The sequence below is a fragment of the Enterobacter kobei genome (assembly GCF_001729765.1).
Taxonomy (GTDB): Bacteria; Pseudomonadota; Gammaproteobacteria; order Enterobacterales; family Enterobacteriaceae; genus Enterobacter; species Enterobacter kobei.
In genome coordinates this window covers 2,501,388-2,521,604 of record NZ_CP017181.1, presented here as the reverse complement: position 1 = coordinate 2,521,604, position 20,217 = coordinate 2,501,388, and the positions used below count along the sequence as shown (strand labels likewise).

The window sequence follows — 20,217 nt, the reverse complement described above, 5'->3', positions numbered from 1 at the left end:
CCGCTGATGGGCAGCACCACTGTTACTCCAGCAAAGCGCTAAACTTCGCCAGCCACTGTGGATGAGCGGGCCAGGCGGGGGCGGTGACCAGATTACCGTCTACATGTGCCTGGTCGATGCCGATACTGGCGTAGTGTCCACCGCTAAGACGCACTTCAGGCGCACACGCCGGGTAGGCGCTGCAGGTTCGGCCTTTTAGTATGCCGGCAGCAGCAAGCAGTTGCGGACCATGGCACACGGCGGCGATTGGCTTACGTGCCTCGTCAAATGCCTGCACCAGCTTGAGCACATCGTCATTTAACCGCAAATATTCTGGCGCTCTGCCGCCTGGGATAAGCAGTGCGTCATAGTCCTGCTCCCGTGCGGCGGAAAAGTCAGCATTGAGGACAAAACGGTGGCCGGGCTTTTCGCTGTAGGTCTGGGCACCGTCGAAGTCATGGATTGCCGTCATGATGTAGTCCCCCTTCGGTTTGTCGGGGCAAACGGCATCCACCTGATGACCAATCATCTGTAATGCCTGAAACGGGACCATGGTTTCATAATCTTCGGCGTAATCGCCAACCAACATCAGGATTTTCTTGCTCATCTTTCCTCACCTTTATTTATAGAGATGATTAAGATATAGCCTGGTATGGCTCAATTGCCGGAAATAAAAAAGCCCGTCAGAGCATAGGCAATATAAGCAAATGAATTATTGCACTACAGCGCATCGAAGGTCGGGTACAGGGTATTTTCCAGATATTCAACGAAATACCAGATCTCACCGCTAAAAATCAACCACAAGCCAAATATAATAAGGATGAAAATGATTAAGGTGAGTATTATTTCAGTCTTTCCCATTGTAGCGACTACCCACCTGTCAGTGATTTACATAAGTGGGGCATTGTAACGACGCTTTCCCGTATACTCCAGTCTCATGCCGCAAGGACTTTATTACGTCCATCGTTTTTGGCGCGATAGAGCGCGTCGTCTACGCGTTTAAACAGCTCATCAATACTCTCTTCCGGTTCATGCCTTGCCACACCAATGCTGACGGTAAAACGGGGTAATCCGGGTATGGTGATACGGGTTACCGCCGCGCGGACGGATTCGGCAATCTTCATGGCAGTGTCGAGAGAGGTGCGCGGCAGCAGGATGACAAACTCTTCCCCTCCCCAGCGAAACACGAGGTCATCTTGCCTGCTGCAGGCTTCCAGCGTGCGGGAAAGGGCGATAAGCACCTCATCACCTTTCAGATGGCCGAAGAGGTCGTTGATGTTTTTAAAATGATCGGTATCCACCAGCAGCAGGCTAAATTGCTGTTGCGCGGAAAGGTGGCTCAGGCTGGTTTGATCGATAATATTGTAGAACTGGCGTCGGTTAAGTAAGCCTGTCATTGAGTCACGTAACGCAGCATTTTCCAGCTCCAGCTCGAGCCTTTTTTGTTCGGTGATATCGTGGATGATGCACAGCATCAGTTTGTCACCGTAAATCTCAATGGGCCCCGCGTAGGTCTGGACATGGCGGGTGGTGCCATCGGCAAGGCGGTGAACAAAATTAAACGGCTTATGTCCGCCGGGCAGTGCGGCAATCTCCGTCATAATGGGCATGACACCTCTCCCCAGGGTATTTATCTCCCAGGTGTGTTTATTGCACATTTCATCATGCGAATAGCCATAAAAGCTGAGCGCGGCCAGGTTTGCATCGACAATTTGCCCGTCGCGGGCAGGGTCGATTAACAGCATTGGCGCACTGTTGGTCAGGAAAAAACGGGCGTAGAAACCCTGTTTTTTACGCTGATAGGTTGTGGAACGGCTGGCTTTCAGGCCTGATGGGGCCTGAGAAGAAATCCCTTCAAAAACGATAACATCGCCATAAGGCGTGAAGTGGGAGAGAGAGAGGCGGCAGCTTAACGGTGTATCTTGCCCGGCACGGCTAATCGTCCAGATCTCGACAATATCGTGATCGTTTTTCAGTTCAGGAACATACATCGACAACACGCTTTGCGCACTTGCGGAACAGGTGCCTTTACGCAAGCCATCCAGTGTTTTATTACCCATCAGCTGTGTTGCGGCCACATTGGCAAAAATGATCTGTTCTGAAACAGGAGATATGAGCCACACGGGCGTTTTAATTGCATTCAGCGCATCAAAACCATTTTGCGACATAGGCATTTCCTGTTCATCGGCATGTTATGCCTGACAATCACGTCAGATTAACTCGCGTCCACTCCTCTGAAACATACGCTATTCAATCCTGTCAGGCATGATTTTTTTGTGAAATAAATGCGGGATCCGTATGAATTTTACTCATGGGTATAATTTGTTTATCTGAGTTTTTCTGTAGCAGCAGCCACGGAACTTGTTCCGCAGGCAATGGGCGGGAGAAAAGGAACCCCTGCAGATAGTCACAGCCAAGGCTGGTCAGTATCGCCTGCTGTTCGTCCGTTTCAATGCCCTCAGCAACCACATTCATCTCCATGGTCCGGGCGATATTAATAATGGTTTCCACCAGCTTACGGCTTTTCTCGTTTTCCAGCATAGAGGTGACAAAACTCTTATCAATTTTTAGCTCTTTTGCCGGGAGAACGCTTAACATCAGCAGGTTAGAATAGCCAGTACCAAAATCATCAATAGAGACGGTGACACCCGCATGGTTAAAGGCGTTCAGGAGCTCGATACTGCGGTCGAGATTTTTAAGCGCAGTACTCTCTGTTACCTCCAGAATCAGCCGGGAGGGAGACAGATTATATTTTTCCAACATCGACGAGACGATGTGAAAGATATCCGGCTGTTCGAACTGAACGGGGGATAAATTGAGCGACAATGTCCACTGACTGAAACCCTGTTCCGTCCAGAAATGAAGCTGCCGACACGCGGCCTCAATCGCCCAGTTGCCAACCGGAATAATCAAACCCGTTTGTTCCAGCGTGGGTAAAAACAGTCCCGGCAGCAAAACGCCTTGCTCCGGATGACGCCAGCGGAGAAGTGCTTCAAAACCGTGGATCGTCTTATCTTCCGCGTGCCAGGTTGGCTGATACCAGAGCTCAAACTGATCGCGTTCCAGGGCCTGAGAAAGCGCCTGAAGAAAACCCGGTTGCGCCGGCATTGTTGTTGACATCTCCGGACGGTAAATTGCCCAGCCGTTACGTCCATCCTCTTTAATATGTTGTAAGGCTGCATCAGCCTTAAACTTCAGTTCATGTAGCGTTTCGCCATCTTTCGGATAGAGGCTGACCCCCGCGCTGATGGTGGTGTTCAGCGTGTGACCGCAGAGTGAAAGCGGGCGGCGCATATCCGCGAGGAGGGTGGTGAGCAGGGTATTAAGCTTTTCATCATCACATTCGGGAACCAGCAGGATAAAAGCATCCCCGCCCAGTCTGGCCAGCGTCATCTCACGGGTAAGCCGGGACGTAATGCGCTGGGCAATAGTGATTAGTAACTCATCACCCACGCTGTGGCCCCAGGTATCATTCACGCGTTTGAAGTGATCGACATTCAGGAAGATCACGGCAAACTGTCTCTTGCTCAGCAAGGCGCTGCGAAGACAGTCCTGCATTCGGATATCCATCTGATGATGGTTTGCGAGCCCGGTGAGGGCATCGAAGCGAGCCTGAAGCTCAAGCTGGCGATTGAGTTGTCGCAAATTGTCCGTCAGCCGGGTGGTGCGCCAGTGCGAATCGATTAGCGAAATAATTAACATCACGCCAAGAAGTGAGAGCGTGGTGACGGAAACCCATATGGATAATCCCAGCTCGCCGATCCCGCCGGGAAGCGTGCGTGCCATCTCATGGAAATGCGCGGCACTCATGCCCGTATAATGCATTGCGCAGATGGCGGCACCCATGACTAAGGCCGCGAGTATGCGATTTACAAAGACCCCTTTGTGCTTATCCCGGAGACGAAAAGCCAGCCACAACGCCACACCGGAGGCGACAACCGCAATTACCACGGACAAACCGACAATCCGCTGATCCCAGAGGATGCTTCCCTCCAGCATCAATGCGGCCATACCGATATAGTGCATCGAGACCACGCCAGCGCTGAGAATGATCGTGGCGACTGTCAGTCTAAACAGGGAGAGGTGTTTGCCCGTAACGGCAATATTAATGGCCGTTGTGGAGGCTATAACCGCCGCACCAAGTGAGGCCAGCGTTATCCAGAGGTCGTAGCTCATCATCATGGGCATTTGCATCGACAGCATGCCGATGAAATGCATTGACCAGATCCCAATGCCCAGCGTTACGCCTCCGGCAATCCGCCAGAACAAAGCCGCTTTTCGGCTGGAAAGGGGAATTTTCCCGGCGCTGTCCAGAGCTACAAAGGAGGCGATAAACGCCACCAGATAAGAGACAGCAATCAACACAGGGTCCCACGATATATTGAGCATTATGCAATCCCACGCCTGAGAGGGTTACCGATTTCGCCTGCCGGCACATTTTTATCGGGCAACGAAAATGCGCATTCGAACCATATTACTTATTTATCGTGAAAAATGACCAGTCATATAACAACTCTATACTCACCGGGAATATAAAATATATTCTCGTTTTTAACTTATTAAGCATTGCTAAACATAGACCACTATCACTAGCAAAGCGCCTTAAATACGTGGACGAACGAATCGTCTCGTCGCAGGTGATGGTATCGCTTAACGTGGTTGTGAACCAGTATCACAGCATTCGGCGCAGCACATTTTTACTAATACGCTTTTTTTACCTGACTTAAGCTAAATATCGGGTGTGTAACGGCGAAACGAGAAACCAGCGCGTTAGGTGAGGACAAACGCAAAAGTGAATGCTAAAAGTCTTAATGCCGACCAAAATATAAGTTGTGGGTAAAATCATGCTAAGAAATATTAGTGTCAGGACCTTCATTGCCTGGTTCCTGTTATGCCTTTTTTTGGTAAATGCAGGTATCGTTGCTCTATTTTCCAGCAATTTCTCTCTCTTCATTTCGATTAATCTGGTTAATTTCGTTGCGCTGTTTTTGCTCTGGAGTTATATGACGAAGTTTCTTGTGACGCCGATCAATACTGTGAAAAAAAGTATTGAAGAAGTGACCGCAGGTAATCTTGGTGTCTCAATCCCTGAGTTTGGCAATAACTGCGCGGGACGATTAATCCCTGGAATTAATAGTCTTTCCAGTAACATTGCGACGCTGGTGCGTGAGATCAGGGCGTCATCTCAAAACGCCATGACCTTGTCGGATCAACTCTCTGCCCGTAGCGCTCAGCTCTCGGTGAAAACCGAGCAGCAGTCTGCCTCTCTGGTGCAAACCGCTGCCAGTATGGAGCAGATGGCGGCAAGCACCCGAAACAATGCCGATAACACCCGTCTGGCGAGCGAGCAGGCAAACGTCGCGACATTGCAGGCGCGTAAGGGAGGAGAGCTGATGGAGCAGGTTGCCAGCAATATGCAATCCATAACCGAGTGCGCGCAGCAGATGACGGAAATTATCTCCCTAATCGACGGGATTGCATTCCAGACAAATATCCTGGCGCTTAACGCGGCGGTTGAGGCGGCGCGGGCGGGCGATCACGGCAAAGGGTTCTCCGTCGTTGCGGAAGAGGTGAGAAACCTGGCGCACCGCAGTGCGGAGGCCGCGAAAAACATCAAGACGCTGATTGACGTCACCAGCAGTAATGTTACCCAGGGTGCCAGCGTCGTGTCGGAAGCGGAAAAGAATATGCATGAAATCGTGACCGGTTCCGGCAATGTCAGCCGGTTGATGGATGAGATTTCTACCTCGACCGCTGAGCAGGAGAAAGGCATTTACCAGATCACCCTGGCGCTGTCTGAACTGGAGCGGGTCACGCAAAGTAACGTCGCGATGGCGGAGGAACTCAATGGTTCCTCTGATGTCCTGCGTAATCAGGTGATTGAACTGCAAACGCGGACACGCAATTTCAGGCTTGAGCAGGGACACTCGCCGTCATCGTTGACCGGCCCTGCACCTTTCCTCCAGCGGCCTGAGCACTCGCTCTGACAGCACTTCAAAGCCTGGCATGCCAGGCTTTTCTTCTCCTGAAACACAGTATGTACAATTCCTGAGCGATTTCAGCGCCATGCGAGACATAGTTGTTGCTTAACCCCCGACGGAAGCTAGACTGACATCGAAAGAGCTAAACAGGGGGGAGGCGCAGTGGAGAGCATTAAAGGATCAGAACTTAACGTTCCTGACGCAGTTTTTGCGTGGGTGCTGGACGGTCGCGGCGGTGCCCGGCCGCTGGAAGATAATGATGTCATTGATAATGAGCATCCCTGCTGGCTACATCTCAACTATACCCATCCGGAAAGTGCTGACTGGCTGGCCACGACCCCGTTGTTGCCCAACAACGTGCGCGACGCCCTGGCAGGAGAAAGCCTGCGCCCACGTGTGAGCAGAATGGGTGACGGAACGCTTATCACCCTGCGCTGCATAAATGGCAGTACGGATGAACGTCCCGATCAACTGGTGGCGATGCGCGTCTATATGGACGATGGGCTGATTGTGTCCACCCGCCAGCGGAAGGTCCTGGCGCTGGACGACATTGTGAACGATCTCAAAGAGGGAACCGGACCGGTCGACTGCGGTAGCTGGCTGGTGGACGTCTGTGACGCCCTGACCGATCATGCGAGCGAGTTTATTGAAGAGCTGCACGATAAAATCATCGACCTGGAAGATAACCTGCTCGATCAACAGATCCCACCGCGCGGCTTTCTGGCGTTATTGCGTAAGCAATTGATCGTGATGCGTCGCTATATGACACCGCAGCGGGATGTGTATGCCCGTCTGGCCAGCGAAAGACTCAACTGGATGAATGACGATCAGCGCCGCAGAATGCAGGACATAGCTGACAGACTCGGCAGGGGACTTGATGAGATCGACTCCTGTATCGCGCGAACGGCGGTGATGGCGGATGAAATTGCTCAGGTGATGCAGGAGTCACTGGCGAGAAGAACCTATACGATGTCTCTGATGGCGATGGTCTTCTTACCCAGTACCTTCCTGACAGGGCTGTTTGGCGTCAATCTGGGGGGGATCCCCGGTGGTGCTTACCATTACGGCTTCACCGCGTTTTGCGTCATGTTAGTTGTTTTGATTGGTGGTGTTGCATGGTGGTTGCATCGTAGTAAATGGCTGTAAATTTACGTTTTTTTGCCCTTTTGCAGAGATTAAAACGCTCTTTTAATTGAGCGAAGTCAATAAACATCAGCCCGGCAAGGTGCAATATTACTCCCGCAGGTGAATGCAACGTCAAGCGATGGGCGTTGCGCTCCATATTGTCTTACTTCCTTTTTTTGAATTACTGCATAGCACAATTGATTCGTACGACGCCGACTTTAATAGTCGGCTTTTTTTTGCCTCCTGTTTCTCAGCGTCTACCCTAAAAGGGACGACAACCAAGCCTGGAGGGAAAGATGAGCATTTTACTCGCTCTGCTCGTGCAACAATCGCGTCAGTCCGATCCTGTTCCCACCGATCCCGTGCCGATGCCCGATCCCATACCGCGTCCGCAGCCGATGCCCGATCCGCCGCCGGATGAAGAACCGATTAAATTGTCGCATCGAACCCTGAGATCTGCGAGGATACGCGCCATCTGACCGTAAAGATCACCACGAGAGACTACTGTGACCGCTTTTTCTACCCTGAATGTTCTGCCTGCCGCCCAACTCGACAACCTCAACGAGTTGGGATATCTCACGATGACGCCTGTTCAGGCGGCCGCGCTGCCCGCTATCCTTGAGGGCCGCGACGTACGCGTGCAGGCGAAAACCGGCAGTGGGAAAACGGCCGCATTCGGTCTTGGTCTGCTGCAGCATATTGACGCGTCGCTGTTCCAGACTCAGTCGCTGATATTGTGCCCGACCCGCGAGCTGGCAGACCAGGTCGCGGGTGAACTGCGTCGCCTGGCGCGCTTTATGCCCAATACCAAGATCCTGACGCTCTGTGGTGGACAGCCGTTCGGCGCACAGCGTGATTCGCTCCAGCATGCGCCACACATTATTGTCGCGACGCCTGGCCGCCTGCTTGATCACCTGCAAAAAGGCACCGTTTCGCTGGATGCATTAAGCACGCTGGTGATGGATGAGGCGGACAGAATGCTGGATATGGGCTTCAGTGATGCCATTGATGAAGTGATCCGCTTCGCGCCGGACGATCGCCAGACGTTGCTATTCTCTGCGACCTGGCCTGAAGCCATCGCCGCAATCAGCGGTCGCGTGCAGAAAAATCCGCTCACTATCGAGATAGACAGCGTCGACGCGCTCCCGGCCATCGAACAGCAGTTCTTTGAAACCTCACAGCAGGGAAAAATCCCGCTCCTGCAGAAATTGCTGAGCCAGCATCAGCCTGCGTCGTGCGTGGTGTTTTGTAATACTAAAAAAGACTGTCAGGCGGTGTGTGATGCGCTGAATGCGGCGGGGCAGAGCGCCTTATCTTTGCATGGCGATCTGGAACAGCGCGATCGCGATCAGACCCTGGTGCGTTTCGCCAACGGTAGCGCCCGTGTTCTGGTGGCGACCGACGTGGCGGCGCGCGGTCTGGATATCAAATCCCTTGAGCTGGTAGTGAACTTTGAGCTGGCATGGGATCCCGAAGTCCACGTCCACCGTATTGGCCGTACCGCACGTGCAGGAAACAGCGGTCTTGCCATCAGCTTCTGTGCGCCGGAAGAGGCGCAGCGCGCCAATATTCTCGCTGAAATGCTGCAGATCACGCTGAACTGGGTGAATGCACCGGGCAGCGTTAAACTCGTGCCGCTGGAGGCCGAAATGGCGACGCTGTGTATTGATGGCGGCAAAAAAGCCAAGATGCGTCCGGGTGATGTGTTAGGGGCATTAACCGGCGATATCGGTCTGGAAGGGGCGGATATCGGTAAGATTGCGGTTCATCCGGCGCATGTTTATGTGGCCGTGCGTCAGGCAGTTGCCCATAAGGCATGGAAGCAGCTGCAAAATGGCAAGATTAAAGGTAAAACCTGCCGCGTACGTCTACTGAAATAAGGCATAAAGCGTCTCAGAAGTTCTTTCTGAGACGCTAACCGATTACTTCACTTCCAGCACGTTCAGACGCAGTTCGTCCAGTTGGTTATCATCGTCTTCCGGCTGCCAGCCCGCAGGCTGCATGGGGATCTCTTCCCGGTCAAATGCCAGGTCACCGCCATTCACCACCTCTGAATCATGGTTGATGCCTTTGAAGTCGAAGAGCTCAACGTCAGCGAGGTGTGAAGGGACTACGTTTTGCATCGCGCTGAACATGGTTTCGATGCGACCCGGGTAACGTTTGTCCCAGTCGCGCAGCATGTCGCCAATCACCTGACGCTGCAGGTTTGGCTGAGAGCCGCACAGGTTACATGGAATGATCGGGAACCCTTTCGCCTGTGAAAAACGCTCAATGTCTTTTTCGCGGCAGTAGGCAAGAGGGCGGATCACAATGTGCTTGCCGTCATCGCTCATCAGTTTAGGCGGCATGCCTTTCATCTTGCCACCGTAGAACATATTCAGGAACAGCGTCTGCAGGATATCATCGCGGTGATGGCCCAGCGCAATTTTGGTCGCACCCAGTTCCGTCGCGGTACGATAGAGAATGCCACGGCGCAGACGGGAGCAAAGCGAGCAGGTCGTTTTCCCTTCCGGGATCTTCTCTTTCACTATGCCGTAGGTATTTTCTTCGACGATCTTGTACTCAACGCCCAGGTTTTCAAGGTATTCCGGCAGGATGTGTTCCGGAAAACCCGGCTGTTTCTGGTCAAGGTTGACCGCTACCAGCGAAAAATTAACCGGCGCGCTTTGCTGAAGATTGCGCAGGATCTCCAGCATGGTGTAGCTGTCTTTACCGCCTGACAGGCAAACCATGATGCGGTCGCCTTCTTCAATCATGTTGAAGTCTGCAATGGCTTCGCCCACGTTACGGCGCAGACGCTTTTGCAGTTTGTTCAGGTTGTATTGCTCTTTCTTGTTAATTTCTTGATTAGCTTGCATTTATTCTTAACTCAAACCTCAAATGGGCACCAGCGGGATAGCATGCTTTCAAACACCCTCTGCGCATTTGTGTGCCCATCCGACGGGTAATAAAAGACGGGTTCGCGCCTGCAGTGAAAACCAGCCTGCGAAAGTGTGCCGTGTATGGTACGGATTGCTGCGACGAATGCCAGCATGTTTTACGGAATAATCACCTTAACCTGACACTATCTTAAGATAGCGTATAATGGCTTTCCAGATCCGCCCGCCAATCCAGTGACTGTTCCTATGACGCTCAATCGTTTTTGTTTTTTGCTCCTGCTTGTCGCTGCGATCGGCAGCTTTTTCTCCTCGTCTTCCTTTGCCGTGTGGTTCCTGCTGATCAATGTGCTGACAATGGCCATTTATGGCGCCGATAAAACGGCAGCACGGAAAGGGATGCGCAGGGTGCCGGAAACTACGTTACTCCTGTACGGTGTTGTGGGAGGGTGGCCTGGCGCGATTTTGGGTCAACAACTCTTTCGCCATAAAACGCAAAAGCAGCCGTTCAAAACCTGGTTTTGGATCAGTGTTGTGGTGAGTCTCTCAGCCATGATGGCGCTGTTTTATTTCTCTCCTTTTACCCCTTATTGAGCGTTGTCAGGACCGCACACATTCCCGTTGACCTCAAGTTAACTTGAGCTTTTAAGATGTCTTCGACATGTTGATACAGGAGTAACAACTTAAAATGAAAGACATCGATGTAGGCTTCACGCATGTTGCGTTTATGGTCAGGGACCTGGAAAAAAGCATCACGTTCTATCGCCGATACGCCGGGATGGATGTTATTCATTCGCGTGAACCCGGTCTTCCTGATGCCCGAAAAGTGGCATGGTTGACTGACCACACCCGTCCTTTTGCGCTGGTTCTGGTGCAGGCAGACAACGTGACCGATACGCCGCTGGGGAATTTTGGCCACCTTGGGATTGCCTGCGCTACGCGTGAAGAAATTGACAGAAAAACGGCGATGGCCACTGAGGAAGGGGTATTACGTAAAGCACCGGAGGATCTGGGTGATCCCATCGGGTATTACGTATTCTTTGCCGATCCTGACGGAAATACCTTAGAGCTCTCATATGGTCAGCGTGTCGGGCTGACAGCGACGGGTGAGAACGCATCTGAATAACGTGAAACGGGCCTACTGCCAAAAGTAGTAGGCCAATTCCTGGTGGGTTGCTGTTTTTTGCACAATCTGAATAATACGTGCAACAACACGGACGACAGCATCCCATGAATAGAAAATCTATTGCACTGGCAGCACTGGTGTTTTTCTCTGCGCCTGGCTGGTCAGCGTTTCAGGAGCGGGAATATAATACCTGGTATATAAAAAATGCCGTTCTCTATGACATGACGCAGACCTCGGACGGTTTTCCTGTCATGGTGAGCATATTCCAGCCTGAGCGTAAATCCGCAAATCTGGTGGTGTCGTACATCACTGAAGGCCGTTGCGATGATAATAACCAGCAGCTTAATGTGAATGGCAAAGTGCTGGCCGCAAAATATCGCTGTGTTCAGGTTGGACAGAACAGAATAGACCATTTCTCCGTGGTGGATGCGAACAGCGTCAATAGCCTGGTGACCTATCTAAAATCCGATTTCACGCTACTCCTGGTGATGCTGCCAACTTACTGATTTAGTGTATGATGGTGTTTTTGAGGTGCTCCAGTGGCTTCTGTTTCTATCAGCTGTCCCTCCTGTTCAGCTACTGACGGGGTGGTGCGTAACGGCAAAAGCACTGCCGGACATCAGCGCTATCTCTGCTCTCACTGCCGTAAAACATGGCAACTGCAGTTCACTTACACCGCTTCTCAACCCGGTACGCACCAGAAAATCATTGATATGGCCATGAATGGCGTTGGATGCCGGGCAACCGCCCGCATTATGGGCGTTGGCCTCAACACGATTTTCCGCCATTTAAAAAACTCAGGCCGCAGTCGGTAACCTCGCGCATACAGCCGGGCAGTGACGTCATCGTCTGCGCGGAAATGGACGAACAGTGGGGATACGTCGGGGCTAAATCGCGCCAGCGCTGGCTGTTTTACGCGTATGACAGGCTCCGGAAGACGGTTGTTGCGCACGTATTCGGTGAACGCACTATGGCGACGCTGGGGCGTCTTATGAGCCTGCTGTCACCCTTTGACGTGGTGATATGGATGACGGATGGCTGGCCGCTGTATGAATCCCGCCTGAAGGGAAAGCTGCACGTAATCAGCAAGCGATATACGCAGCGAATTGAGCGGCATAACCTGAATCTGAGGCAGCACCTGGCACGGCTGGGACGGAAGTCGCTGTCGTTCTCAAAATCGGTGGAGCTGCATGACAAAGTCATCGGGCATTATCTGAACATAAAACACTATCAATAAGTTGGAGTCATTACCATCTGGATTAGCCCGATGTGAAAGCATCGGGCTTTTTTTATGACAAAAAAATGCCTGGACGAGCCGGGCAGTGGCGTTAGTCGCTGGCTGATTTTTCGGCTTTCCCGGCCAGCTGTGCCAGGAAGTCATACCGTTTTTGCAGATCGGCAGCGGCGTCTTTCCAGAGTTGTTCCGCCACCTCAGGCTGTTGCGCATTGAGGCGACGGAAGCGCTGCTCCTGCATCAGCGTCTCTGCCAGCGCATCTGACGGCGGACGCGAATCCAGCGCCAGCGGTAATTTCCCCTCGTCCGAACGGCGCGGATCGAACCGGTACAGCGGCCAGAAGCCGGTCGCCGTCAGTTGACGCATCTGATCGTGGCTGAGCGCCAGATCGTAGCCATGCTCTTCGCACGGGCTGTAGGCAATGATCAGCGATGGGCCGGGATAGGCTTCTGCTTCCTGAATCGCTTTCACCGTCTGGTTAAGCTGCGCGCCGAGCGAGATTTGCGCGACGTAAACGTGGCCGTACATCATCATACTCACGCCGAGATCCTTGCGTGCTTTGCGCTTACCGTGTTCACCAAATTTCGTGACGGCGCCCAGCGGTGTGGCTTTCGACGCCTGCCCACCCGTATTGGAATAACACTGCGTATCCAGCACCAGGATGTTGACGTTCTCGGTGAGGCTCAGGACGTGATCCAGCCCGCCAAAGCCGATGTCGTAAGCCCAGCCGTCGCCGCCAATCAACCAGATGGATTTTTCGACCAGCGCGTCAGCGTCGGTCAGCAACTGCTCTGCACCCGCGACCCCCTGAAGGGCGTGACGCAACGCTGCCACCTGCTCGCGACGCACGTCGGGTGTCGCTTCGGCGTGAAGCGCGGCATTCAGTTCGGCAGGAATTTGCCCGGCGAACTGCTCCAGCAAGCGCATGACTCGCGCGCGGTGTTGATCAACGGTGAGGCGGAAGCCCAGGCCAAACTCGGCGTTATCCTCAAATAGTGAGTTTGCCCAGGCCGGACCGCGACCCTTTTCATCGGTGGTATAAGGCGTAGAGGGCAAATTACCGCCGTAGATGGACGAGCAGCCGGTGGCGTTAGCAATCAACATCCGGTCGCCGTACAACTGAGTAAGCAGCTTGATATACGGCGTTTCACCGCAGCCGGAACAGGCACCAGAGTATTCGAACAGCGGCGTGATGAGCTGCGAAGTCCGAATATCAATCCGTTCCAGTTTGCTGCGATCGATTTCCGGCAGATTCAGGAAGAAGTCATAGTTCTCTTTCTCTTCTTCAACGTGCTCCAGGCGCGACATCATGTTGATTGCTTTAATGTCCGGGTTCTGCCTGTCTTTCGCCGGGCAGACCTCAACGCAGAGGTTACAGCCGGTGCAAGCTTCCGGCGCGACCTGGAGAACGTATTTCTGTCCGCGCATATCGCGGGATTTTACATCCAGCGAGTGCAGGCTGGCCGGTGCGTCTTCCATCGCTTCCGGTGACACGACCTTGGCACGAATGGCCGAGTGCGGGCAGGCCGCGACGCAGTGGTTGCACTGAGTGCACAGCTCTTCCTTCCAGATCGGGATTTCTTCGGCGATATTGCGCTTTTCCCAGCGCGTGGTGCCCATCGGCCAGGTTCCATCCGGCGGCAGCGCGGAGACGGGCAGGGCGTCACCCAGCCCGGCCAGCATGGCTGCCGTTACGGTCTTAACGAAATCAGGCGCCGCATCAGAGACCACCGGAGGACGGTTCGGACTGGCGTCATTCACCGGCTGCAGCGGCACCTCGGACAGCGACTCGCGCGCCAGCGCCAGCGCCTGCCAGTTACGCTCTACCAGCTCCTGTCCCTTGCTGCTGTAGCTTTTGGCGACAGCCCCCTGCAACTCTGCCAGTGCGCTGTCGCCCGGCAGGATTTGGGTCAGATGGAAGAAGGCCATCTGCATCACGGTATTGATACGTGCAGCCAGGCCACATTCGCGGGCAATTTTTGCCGCGTTGACCACATAGAATCGGGCTTTTTTCTGGTTCAGGACCGTCTGCACTTCCTGCGGCAGACGCGCCCAGACCTCATCCGCGCTATACGGCGTATTGAGGAGGAAAATACCGCCTGGCTTCAGGCGCTCCGCCATCTGGTATTTGTCGATAAACTGCAGCTGGTGGCAGCCAACAAAGTCGGCCTGAGAAATCAGGTAGGCCGAGCGGATAGGGTGCTCGCTGACGCGCAGGTGGGAAACGGTCAGGCCACCCGCTTTTTTGGAGTCGTAAACGAAGTAGCCTTGTGCGTACCACGGGGTCGAGTTACCGATGATCTTGATGTTATTTTTGGTCGCCGAGACGCTGCCATCGCTGCCCAGGCCGTAAAACAGTGCTTCAAGTTTGGCGGTTGAAGGCAGAGTATTTTCCGGCAACGGCAGGGACAGGTTCGTGACATCATCATAGATACCCACCGTGAAGCGCGGTTTGGGTTTTGCTTCCCGCAGTTCATTAAATACCGCCAGCACGCAATCCGGCCCGAACTCTTTGGAGGATAAGCCATAGCGACCGCCGATCACCCTCGGAAGTGTTTCACGCTCGCCCTGGTTAAAGGCTTCTGCCAGGGCGGTCATGACGTCCAGGTAAAGCGGTTCAGCGTGCGCCCCAGGCTCTTTGGTTCGGTCGAGCACCGCCACCGTACGCGCGCTTTCCGGCAGGGCAGAGAGCAGATGTTTGGCCGAGAACGGGCGATACAGACGCACTTTAAGTACGCCGACCTTTTCTCCACGGGTCAGCAGCTCGTCAACCACCTCTTCACAGGTGCCGATGGCGGAACCCATTAGCACAATCACGCGTTCAGCCTGCGGATGGCCGTAGTATTCGAACGGCTTGTACGCGCGCCCGGTCGCGGCGGCAAAATCATTCATTGCCTGCTCGACGTGGTCATAAACCGCGTTGTACCACGGATTCGTGGCTTCACGGGACTGGAAATAGGTGTCCGGATTGGCTGATGTCCCGCGAATTACCGGGTGTTCCGGGTTAAGGGCACGGGCGCGATGCGCGTCGATTTCCGCCTGCGGCAAAAGATTCAGGATAGTATCGTCCGCCAGCGGGACGATTTTGTTGATTTCGTGAGACGTGCGGAAACCATCAAAGAAGTGGATAAACGGCACGCGGCTTTTAAGCGTGGCGATATGCGAAATCAACGCAAAATCTTGTGCTTCCTGAACGCTGCTGGCGCAGAGCATGGCGCAGCCTGTCTGACGCACGGCCATCACGTCGGAGTGATCGCCAAAGATGGAGAGCGCATGGGTCGCAACGGTACGTGCGGCGACGTGCAGGACGAAGGGGGTCAGCTGGCCGGCGAGTTTGTACAGCGTCGGGATCATCAACAACAATCCCTGTGAGGAGGTAAACGACGTGGAGAGCGCGCCTGTCTGCAGCGCACCATGAACCGTAGCGATCGCTCCCGCTTCAGACTGCATTTCAACCACTCTCGGGACATCACCCCAGACGTTTTTTACCCCGTTTCCCGCCCAGGCATCCGCCTGTTCCGCCATGGTCGAGCTTGGCGTAATCGGGTAGATGGCGATAACTTCGCTGGTGCGAAACGCGACTGAGGCAACTGCACCATTACCGTCAATAGTTTGCATAGGACGACACCCTTACATTGCGCAAAAAAGAGGGCCTGTCATAAGACGACAAGCCTTGAATATTATCTCTTTAGTCTAGCAAACAGGGGGTTTTACGATTTTCGCTTTTGTGTCCTCGATATTCTCGTCATCAATGAGTAGATCAACTAAAGGGTAAAAAAATTGCGAGAAATTGTTTCAGTAGCGCATAAATACGCACTTCCGCTCTCGACGACACGGGAGGTGATGCCTATTATGCATAGGTTTCGCATTATTTACGGGGGAGAGAGCATGCGTTCAGCATTTTTGATTGGGTGTGCCGCATTATTATTGTCGGCATGTAGCAGTGAGCCTGTTCAGCAGGCGACGGCGGCTCACATAGCGCCGGGAATGAGAGCGTCAATGTCCAGCTCAGGACAAGCCAACTGTGCCATGATTGGCGGCTCGCTGTCGGTTGCCCGCCAGCTTGATGGTTCAGCTATTGGGATGTGCGCATTGCCAAACGGCAAACGCTGCAGTGAACAGTCGCTTGCCGTTGGAAGCTGCGGTAATTACTGATCAGTCAACACGTTTAAACATCAGCGTTTTGTCGGCGGTCGCCAGCGTTAACTGGTCTTCCGTCAGGTCGACCTGCGCCCCTTTGCGCAGCATGTCGCCGAGGGTGTGATCCAGTTCGTTAAGCTGCGGTTCAGTACAGAGTTTGCGCGTCATTGCCAGCGTTTTCACTGTCAGCTCACCTTCGGACAATTTCCCCTGTCCGTTGAAGCGGTTACACATCGTGCCAGACACGCTGATGTTATCTACCAGGTTCAGAGCGGGCAGCGCGTTAAAACTGATCTCAGGTGGTGTTGTCATGCCCTTCACGGCTTTGCCATCCACATTTTCCAGTACAAAACGATGGTTCTTCAGCTGCTCTGGCTGAACGGACGCTTTGCCCGGATTAACGCAGCCGGTCAGGACAAGACTGATAACACTTAACGCAATGAGCTTTTTCATTTTTGTTCTCAAATAATAAATACTGTGAATCTTTTACCAGTGTAACGATACGCTGACGTGCGTTAATGGGGTTTATCTGAAAGTGCGGGGAGAGCCGGGCAACGCAGCGGTTGCCCGGAATGACGATTAATGAGATTTAAACCCGGCTGCCGTCATCAATATGCGAAAGAGCATACTGACCGCAGCCAGCGCCAGTACGCTGCCGCCCCAGATAATGGCCAGCCACAACACTCTTTTCCAGACCGGTTGTTGCATCAGTGATAACCCTCCCCATGCTGAACTTTGCCGCGAAATACGTAGTAACTCCAGAAGGTGTAGACCAGAATGACGGGGATGATCAACAGTGCACCCACCAGCATAAAGCCCTGGCTTTGCGTTGGCGCAGCGGCCTGCCACAAGGTGATGGATGGCGGAATAATATGCGGCCAGATGCTGATCCCAAGCCCGCTAAAACCAAGGAATATCAGCCCTAACGTCAGGATAAACGGACGGTTATGGTTGTCAGGATTATTCAGGCAGCGCCACTGATACAGGCTAAAAATCACGACCAGCGCAGGAACCGGCAGCAGATAAAACAGATTCGGCAGCGTAAACCAGCGTGCGGCAATGGCCGGGTGGGCAAGCGGCGTCCAGAGGCTGATCGCCGCAATAAATGCCAGCAGGATAATCAGTAACGTTTTGGATAACTCCCGCATCCTTTGCTGCAGCGCATTTTCGCTTTTCATTACCAGCCACGTCGATCCCAGCAACGCGTAGGCCACCATCAGACCCGCACCGCAGAACAGGTTAAATGCGGTAAACCAGTCAAACGGACCACCCGTATACGTTCGGCCTGTCACGGTAAAACCGTTAATGACGGCGCCCACCGTCACGCCCTGGGTAAACGTTGCCAGAATGGAACCGCCAATAAACGCTTTATCCCAGAAGGGGCGGTGGGCGGGCGTGGCTTTAAAACGAAACTCGAATGCCACCCCGCGGAAAATAAGTCCGATCAGCATTAATGTCAGCGGAATGGTGAGGGCATCAACGATCACCGCATACGCCAGCGGGAATGCGCCGAACAGGGCGGCGCCGCCAAGCACCAGCCAGGTCTCATTGCCGTCCCATACCGGCGCGACGCTGTTGACCATCACATCACGATCGTCAGCGTTTGGCGTTGCGGGGAACAACATCCCGATCCCCAGATCAAAGCCGTCCATGACGATATACATCAGCGTGGCAAAGACGATGATCACAAACCAGATAATGGAAAGATCGATACCCATTACGGCTGCTCCTTATGTTCAGTAGTGACGGCTGAAAGCGGGCGCGCAGGACGTCCATCGGACGCGGTGGCGAAAGATTCGTGTGGCTGCGGGCCTTTTTTGATGAGGCGAACCATATAGCTGTAGCCGACGCCGAACACCGAGGTGTAGACGACGAAGAAGGCCAGCAAACTCACGCTCATATGCAGATCGCCGTGGGCTGATACCGCATCCTTCGTTCGCTGGAGTCCATAGACCACCCACGGCTGGCGGCCCACTTCGGTGGTGACCCAGCCTGCCAGAATCGCAATCAGGCCGGATGGGCCCATTAACAGGGCAAACCACAGGAACGGGCGGGATGAATAAACGCGCTTTTTGTAGCGCAACCAGAGCGCCATCACCCCAAGCAGCAACATCAGCATGCCTAAGCCCGCCATGATGCGGAATGACCAGAAGACGATGGTCGAGTTTGGGCGATCTTCTTTCGGGAACTCCTTAAGGGCTGGGACCTGTTTATCCAGGCTGTGCGTCAGGATAAGACTTCCCAGCGCCGGGATCTCCAGACCAAAGCGGGTGCGCTCTTGCTCCATGTCAGGCCAGCCAAACAGCAGCAACGGGGTCGGCTCACCCGGTGGGTTTTCCCAGTGGCCCTCAATGGCGGCAATTTTGGCGGGTTGATGCTTTAAAGTATTCAACCCATGCATATCACCAACCATAGCCTGGAGGGGAGCGACAATCAGCGTCATCCACAGTGCCATTGAAAACATTGCCCGTATGGCAGGATTATTATTCCCGCGCAGCAAATGCCATGCTGCGGATGCACCAACAAACAGGGCGCTACTGAGGAACGCGGCGATCGACATATGCAGCAGGCGGTAAGGGAAGGAGGGGTTGAACACCACAGCGAACCAGTCCACCGGCACCACCTGGCCGTTGACAATCTCATAGCCCTGCGGGGTCTGCATCCAGCTATTCGAAGAGAGGATCCAGAAGGTGGAGATAATAGTCCCCAGCGCCACCATGCAGGTGGAGAAGAAGTGCAGTCCCGGTCCGACTTTCTTCCAGCCGAACAGCATCACGCCGAGGAAACCGGCCTCAAGGAAGAAGGCGGTAAGCACTTCGTAGGTCAGGAGCGGGCCGGTAATACTGCCCGCAAACTGTGAAAAGCCGCTCCAGTTGGTGCCAAACTGGTAGGCCATGACCAGGCCGGAGACTACGCCCATGCCAAAGTTAACGGCAAAAATCTTCGACCAGAAATGGTAAAGCGAGCGCCAGACCGGATTTTTTGTTTTCAGCCATAATCCTTCGAGCACGGCAAGATAGCTTGCCAGGCCGATGGTGATTGCCGGGAAAATAATGTGAAAGGATACGGTAAAGGCAAACTGTATCCGCGCAAGGTGAAAAGCATCCAAACCAAACATGCACAGCCTCAATGTCAAACGGTGTGTTGTTATGGTATAGGCGCAGAGATCGGACTATCAGACGCAGAACAGCGAATTTTAACCATAACAGTTTGATTCAGACTCCCGCTTTTACAAACTGATATAGATTACCGTTACGGAATAAAAAAATTATTTTTATGAATTTTACGCATCAATCCGCTTGCTTTGCCGTCAGCAACATGCGTTAATGGATTTCTGGTTTTGAGTCCAAAAAAATATCTGACGTAGTTTTATAAAGCAGTTCTCATCACGTTGTGCCTCTCCGCAGCCTCTCTTGGGTCTTTATCTACATTCCGATTCGTTTTGTTTAAAACCAATATTGCCCAATCGGCCCATTAGTAATTTACGTTTTTACGTTAACAGGAGAATCCTATGACTTCTTATATCCATTTCCGCTGCCCATGCTGTCATGGCTCGCAGTACCGCACTTCAGTCTTTGATGTGTCTGAGAAAAACCCATTCGGCGCAAAATGCATTTTTTGCAAATCGTCGATGATCACGCTCGACCACCTCGCTGCTGCGCGTTCCGCGATGAATCACACCACCGAGTACCGTAAGTAATCTACCCGGTTTTTCATAACAGTTAGCAAAATCTTCTCTTTTTCTCCTGCTGATA

At 53.3% G+C, this 20,217-nt stretch carries 20 protein-coding genes and 1 pseudogene; 10 read left to right on the top strand and 11 right to left on the bottom strand.

The window, feature by feature from the left end:
* Window positions 1–22 precede the first annotated feature (22 nt).
* From BFV64_RS12155 to BFV64_RS12140, 4 genes are all read right to left on the bottom strand, one after another.
* On the bottom strand, window positions 23–586 hold the full coding sequence (locus BFV64_RS12155; protein ID WP_059373058.1) for a DJ-1/PfpI family protein: 564 nt from the start codon (window positions 584–586) through the stop codon (window positions 23–25).
* 113 nt (window positions 587–699) lie between these two features.
* Window positions 700–840: an Ecr family regulatory small membrane protein gene (locus tag BFV64_RS25645; RefSeq protein ID WP_059373060.1), complete on the bottom strand. Its 141-nt coding sequence runs from the start codon at window positions 838–840 to the stop codon at window positions 700–702.
* 74 nt (window positions 841–914) lie between these two features.
* Window positions 915–2,147 (bottom strand): sensor domain-containing diguanylate cyclase, encoded by a 1,233-nt coding sequence (locus tag BFV64_RS12145; RefSeq protein ID WP_059373062.1) that lies wholly within the window; start codon window positions 2,145–2,147, stop codon window positions 915–917.
* A gap of 91 nt (window positions 2,148–2,238) precedes the next feature.
* A complete protein-coding gene (locus BFV64_RS12140; RefSeq protein ID WP_023330520.1) occupies window positions 2,239–4,368 on the bottom strand; it encodes a putative bifunctional diguanylate cyclase/phosphodiesterase in 2,130 nt (709 codons plus the stop codon).
* 455 nt (window positions 4,369–4,823) lie between these two features.
* Between BFV64_RS12140 and BFV64_RS12135 the strand changes: the two genes are divergently transcribed.
* The 4 genes from BFV64_RS12135 to dbpA all read left to right on the top strand — a co-directional run bounded on the left by BFV64_RS12135 (window position 4,824) and on the right by dbpA (window position 8,965).
* On the top strand, window positions 4,824–5,966 hold the full coding sequence (locus BFV64_RS12135; protein WP_023338360.1) for a methyl-accepting chemotaxis protein: 1,143 nt from the start codon (window positions 4,824–4,826) through the stop codon (window positions 5,964–5,966).
* Between the two features lie 156 nt (window positions 5,967–6,122).
* The gene (gene zntB / locus BFV64_RS12130) at window positions 6,123–7,106 is read left to right on the top strand and encodes a zinc transporter ZntB (RefSeq protein ID WP_059373064.1); all 984 of its coding nucleotides are present in this window, start codon (window positions 6,123–6,125) and stop codon (window positions 7,104–7,106) included.
* Between the two features lie 275 nt (window positions 7,107–7,381).
* A complete protein-coding gene (gene ynaL / locus BFV64_RS24240) occupies window positions 7,382–7,564 on the top strand; it encodes a proline-rich small protein YnaL (protein WP_000025608.1) in 183 nt (60 codons plus the stop codon).
* Between the two features lie 27 nt (window positions 7,565–7,591).
* Window positions 7,592–8,965 carry an ATP-dependent RNA helicase DbpA gene (gene dbpA / locus BFV64_RS12125; protein ID WP_014884033.1) on the top strand — a complete coding sequence of 458 codons (1,374 nt, stop codon included), beginning with the start codon at window positions 7,592–7,594 and terminating at the stop codon, window positions 8,963–8,965.
* A gap of 42 nt (window positions 8,966–9,007) precedes the next feature.
* Here the strand turns inward: dbpA and ttcA are convergent, their stop codons facing one another.
* Complete coding sequence (ttcA, locus tag BFV64_RS12120; protein WP_023337352.1) at window positions 9,008–9,943, bottom strand: tRNA 2-thiocytidine(32) synthetase TtcA; 936 nt, start codon at window positions 9,941–9,943, stop codon at window positions 9,008–9,010.
* 73 nt (window positions 9,944–10,016) lie between these two features.
* Window positions 10,017–10,129 (bottom strand): annotated as a pseudogene (locus BFV64_RS26135) (hypothetical protein); the annotation flags it as partial.
* 81 nt (window positions 10,130–10,210) lie between these two features.
* Between BFV64_RS26135 and BFV64_RS12115 the strand changes: the two are divergent.
* The 4 genes from BFV64_RS12115 to BFV64_RS12100 all read left to right on the top strand — a co-directional run bounded on the left by BFV64_RS12115 (window position 10,211) and on the right by BFV64_RS12100 (window position 12,324).
* The gene (locus tag BFV64_RS12115; protein WP_045135220.1) at window positions 10,211–10,555 is read left to right on the top strand and encodes a DUF1294 domain-containing protein; all 345 of its coding nucleotides are present in this window, start codon (window positions 10,211–10,213) and stop codon (window positions 10,553–10,555) included.
* A 94-nt stretch (window positions 10,556–10,649) separates the two neighbouring features.
* Window positions 10,650–11,087 carry a VOC family protein gene (locus tag BFV64_RS12110; protein WP_069602122.1) on the top strand — a complete coding sequence of 146 codons (438 nt, stop codon included), beginning with the start codon at window positions 10,650–10,652 and terminating at the stop codon, window positions 11,085–11,087.
* Window positions 11,088–11,191: 104 nt separating this feature from the next.
* Complete coding sequence (locus tag BFV64_RS12105) at window positions 11,192–11,593, top strand: hypothetical protein (RefSeq protein ID WP_069602121.1); 402 nt, start codon at window positions 11,192–11,194, stop codon at window positions 11,591–11,593.
* Window positions 11,594–11,626: 33 nt separating this feature from the next.
* A protein-coding gene (locus BFV64_RS12100; RefSeq protein WP_095033700.1) for an IS1-like element IS1B family transposase occupies window positions 11,627–12,324 on the top strand; the annotation gives its coding sequence in 2 pieces (ribosomal slippage) (window positions 11,627–11,876 and window positions 11,876–12,324; 699 coding nt in all).
* 91 nt (window positions 12,325–12,415) lie between these two features.
* Here the strand turns inward: BFV64_RS12100 and nifJ are convergent.
* Window positions 12,416–15,940 (bottom strand): pyruvate:ferredoxin (flavodoxin) oxidoreductase, encoded by a 3,525-nt coding sequence (nifJ, locus tag BFV64_RS12095; protein ID WP_069602120.1) that lies wholly within the window; start codon window positions 15,938–15,940, stop codon window positions 12,416–12,418.
* Window positions 15,941–16,210: 270 nt separating this feature from the next.
* Between nifJ and BFV64_RS12090 the strand changes: the two genes are divergently transcribed.
* Window positions 16,211–16,477, top strand: coding sequence for a putative hemolysin (locus BFV64_RS12090; protein WP_069602482.1), 267 nt, complete (start codon window positions 16,211–16,213; stop codon window positions 16,475–16,477).
* On the opposite strand, the gene hslJ is transcribed toward BFV64_RS12090, so the two are convergent.
* The 4 genes from hslJ to BFV64_RS12070 all read right to left on the bottom strand — a co-directional run bounded on the left by hslJ (window position 16,478) and on the right by BFV64_RS12070 (window position 19,580).
* Window positions 16,478–16,915 carry a heat shock protein HslJ gene (hslJ, locus tag BFV64_RS12085; protein WP_014883970.1) on the bottom strand — a complete coding sequence of 146 codons (438 nt, stop codon included), beginning with the start codon at window positions 16,913–16,915 and terminating at the stop codon, window positions 16,478–16,480. It abuts the gene before it with no gap.
* A gap of 126 nt (window positions 16,916–17,041) precedes the next feature.
* Window positions 17,042–17,170 (bottom strand): DUF2474 domain-containing protein, encoded by a 129-nt coding sequence (locus tag BFV64_RS12080; protein WP_023330509.1) that lies wholly within the window; start codon window positions 17,168–17,170, stop codon window positions 17,042–17,044.
* Window positions 17,170–18,180 (bottom strand): cytochrome d ubiquinol oxidase subunit II, encoded by a 1,011-nt coding sequence (cydB, locus tag BFV64_RS12075; RefSeq protein WP_069602119.1) that lies wholly within the window; start codon window positions 18,178–18,180, stop codon window positions 17,170–17,172. The genes BFV64_RS12080 and cydB overlap by 1 nt, the downstream gene beginning before the upstream one ends.
* A complete protein-coding gene (locus BFV64_RS12070) occupies window positions 18,180–19,580 on the bottom strand; it encodes a cytochrome ubiquinol oxidase subunit I (protein ID WP_014883967.1) in 1,401 nt (466 codons plus the stop codon). Before BFV64_RS12070 ends, cydB begins: the two co-directional genes overlap by 1 nt.
* Before the next feature lie 393 nt (window positions 19,581–19,973).
* Here BFV64_RS12070 and ymcF point away from each other — a divergent pair, with 393 nt between their 5' ends.
* Window positions 19,974–20,162 carry a cold shock small protein YmcF gene (gene ymcF / locus BFV64_RS12065; RefSeq protein WP_023330507.1) on the top strand — a complete coding sequence of 63 codons (189 nt, stop codon included), beginning with the start codon at window positions 19,974–19,976 and terminating at the stop codon, window positions 20,160–20,162.
* The last annotated feature ends 55 nt before the right edge of the window (window positions 20,163–20,217 follow it).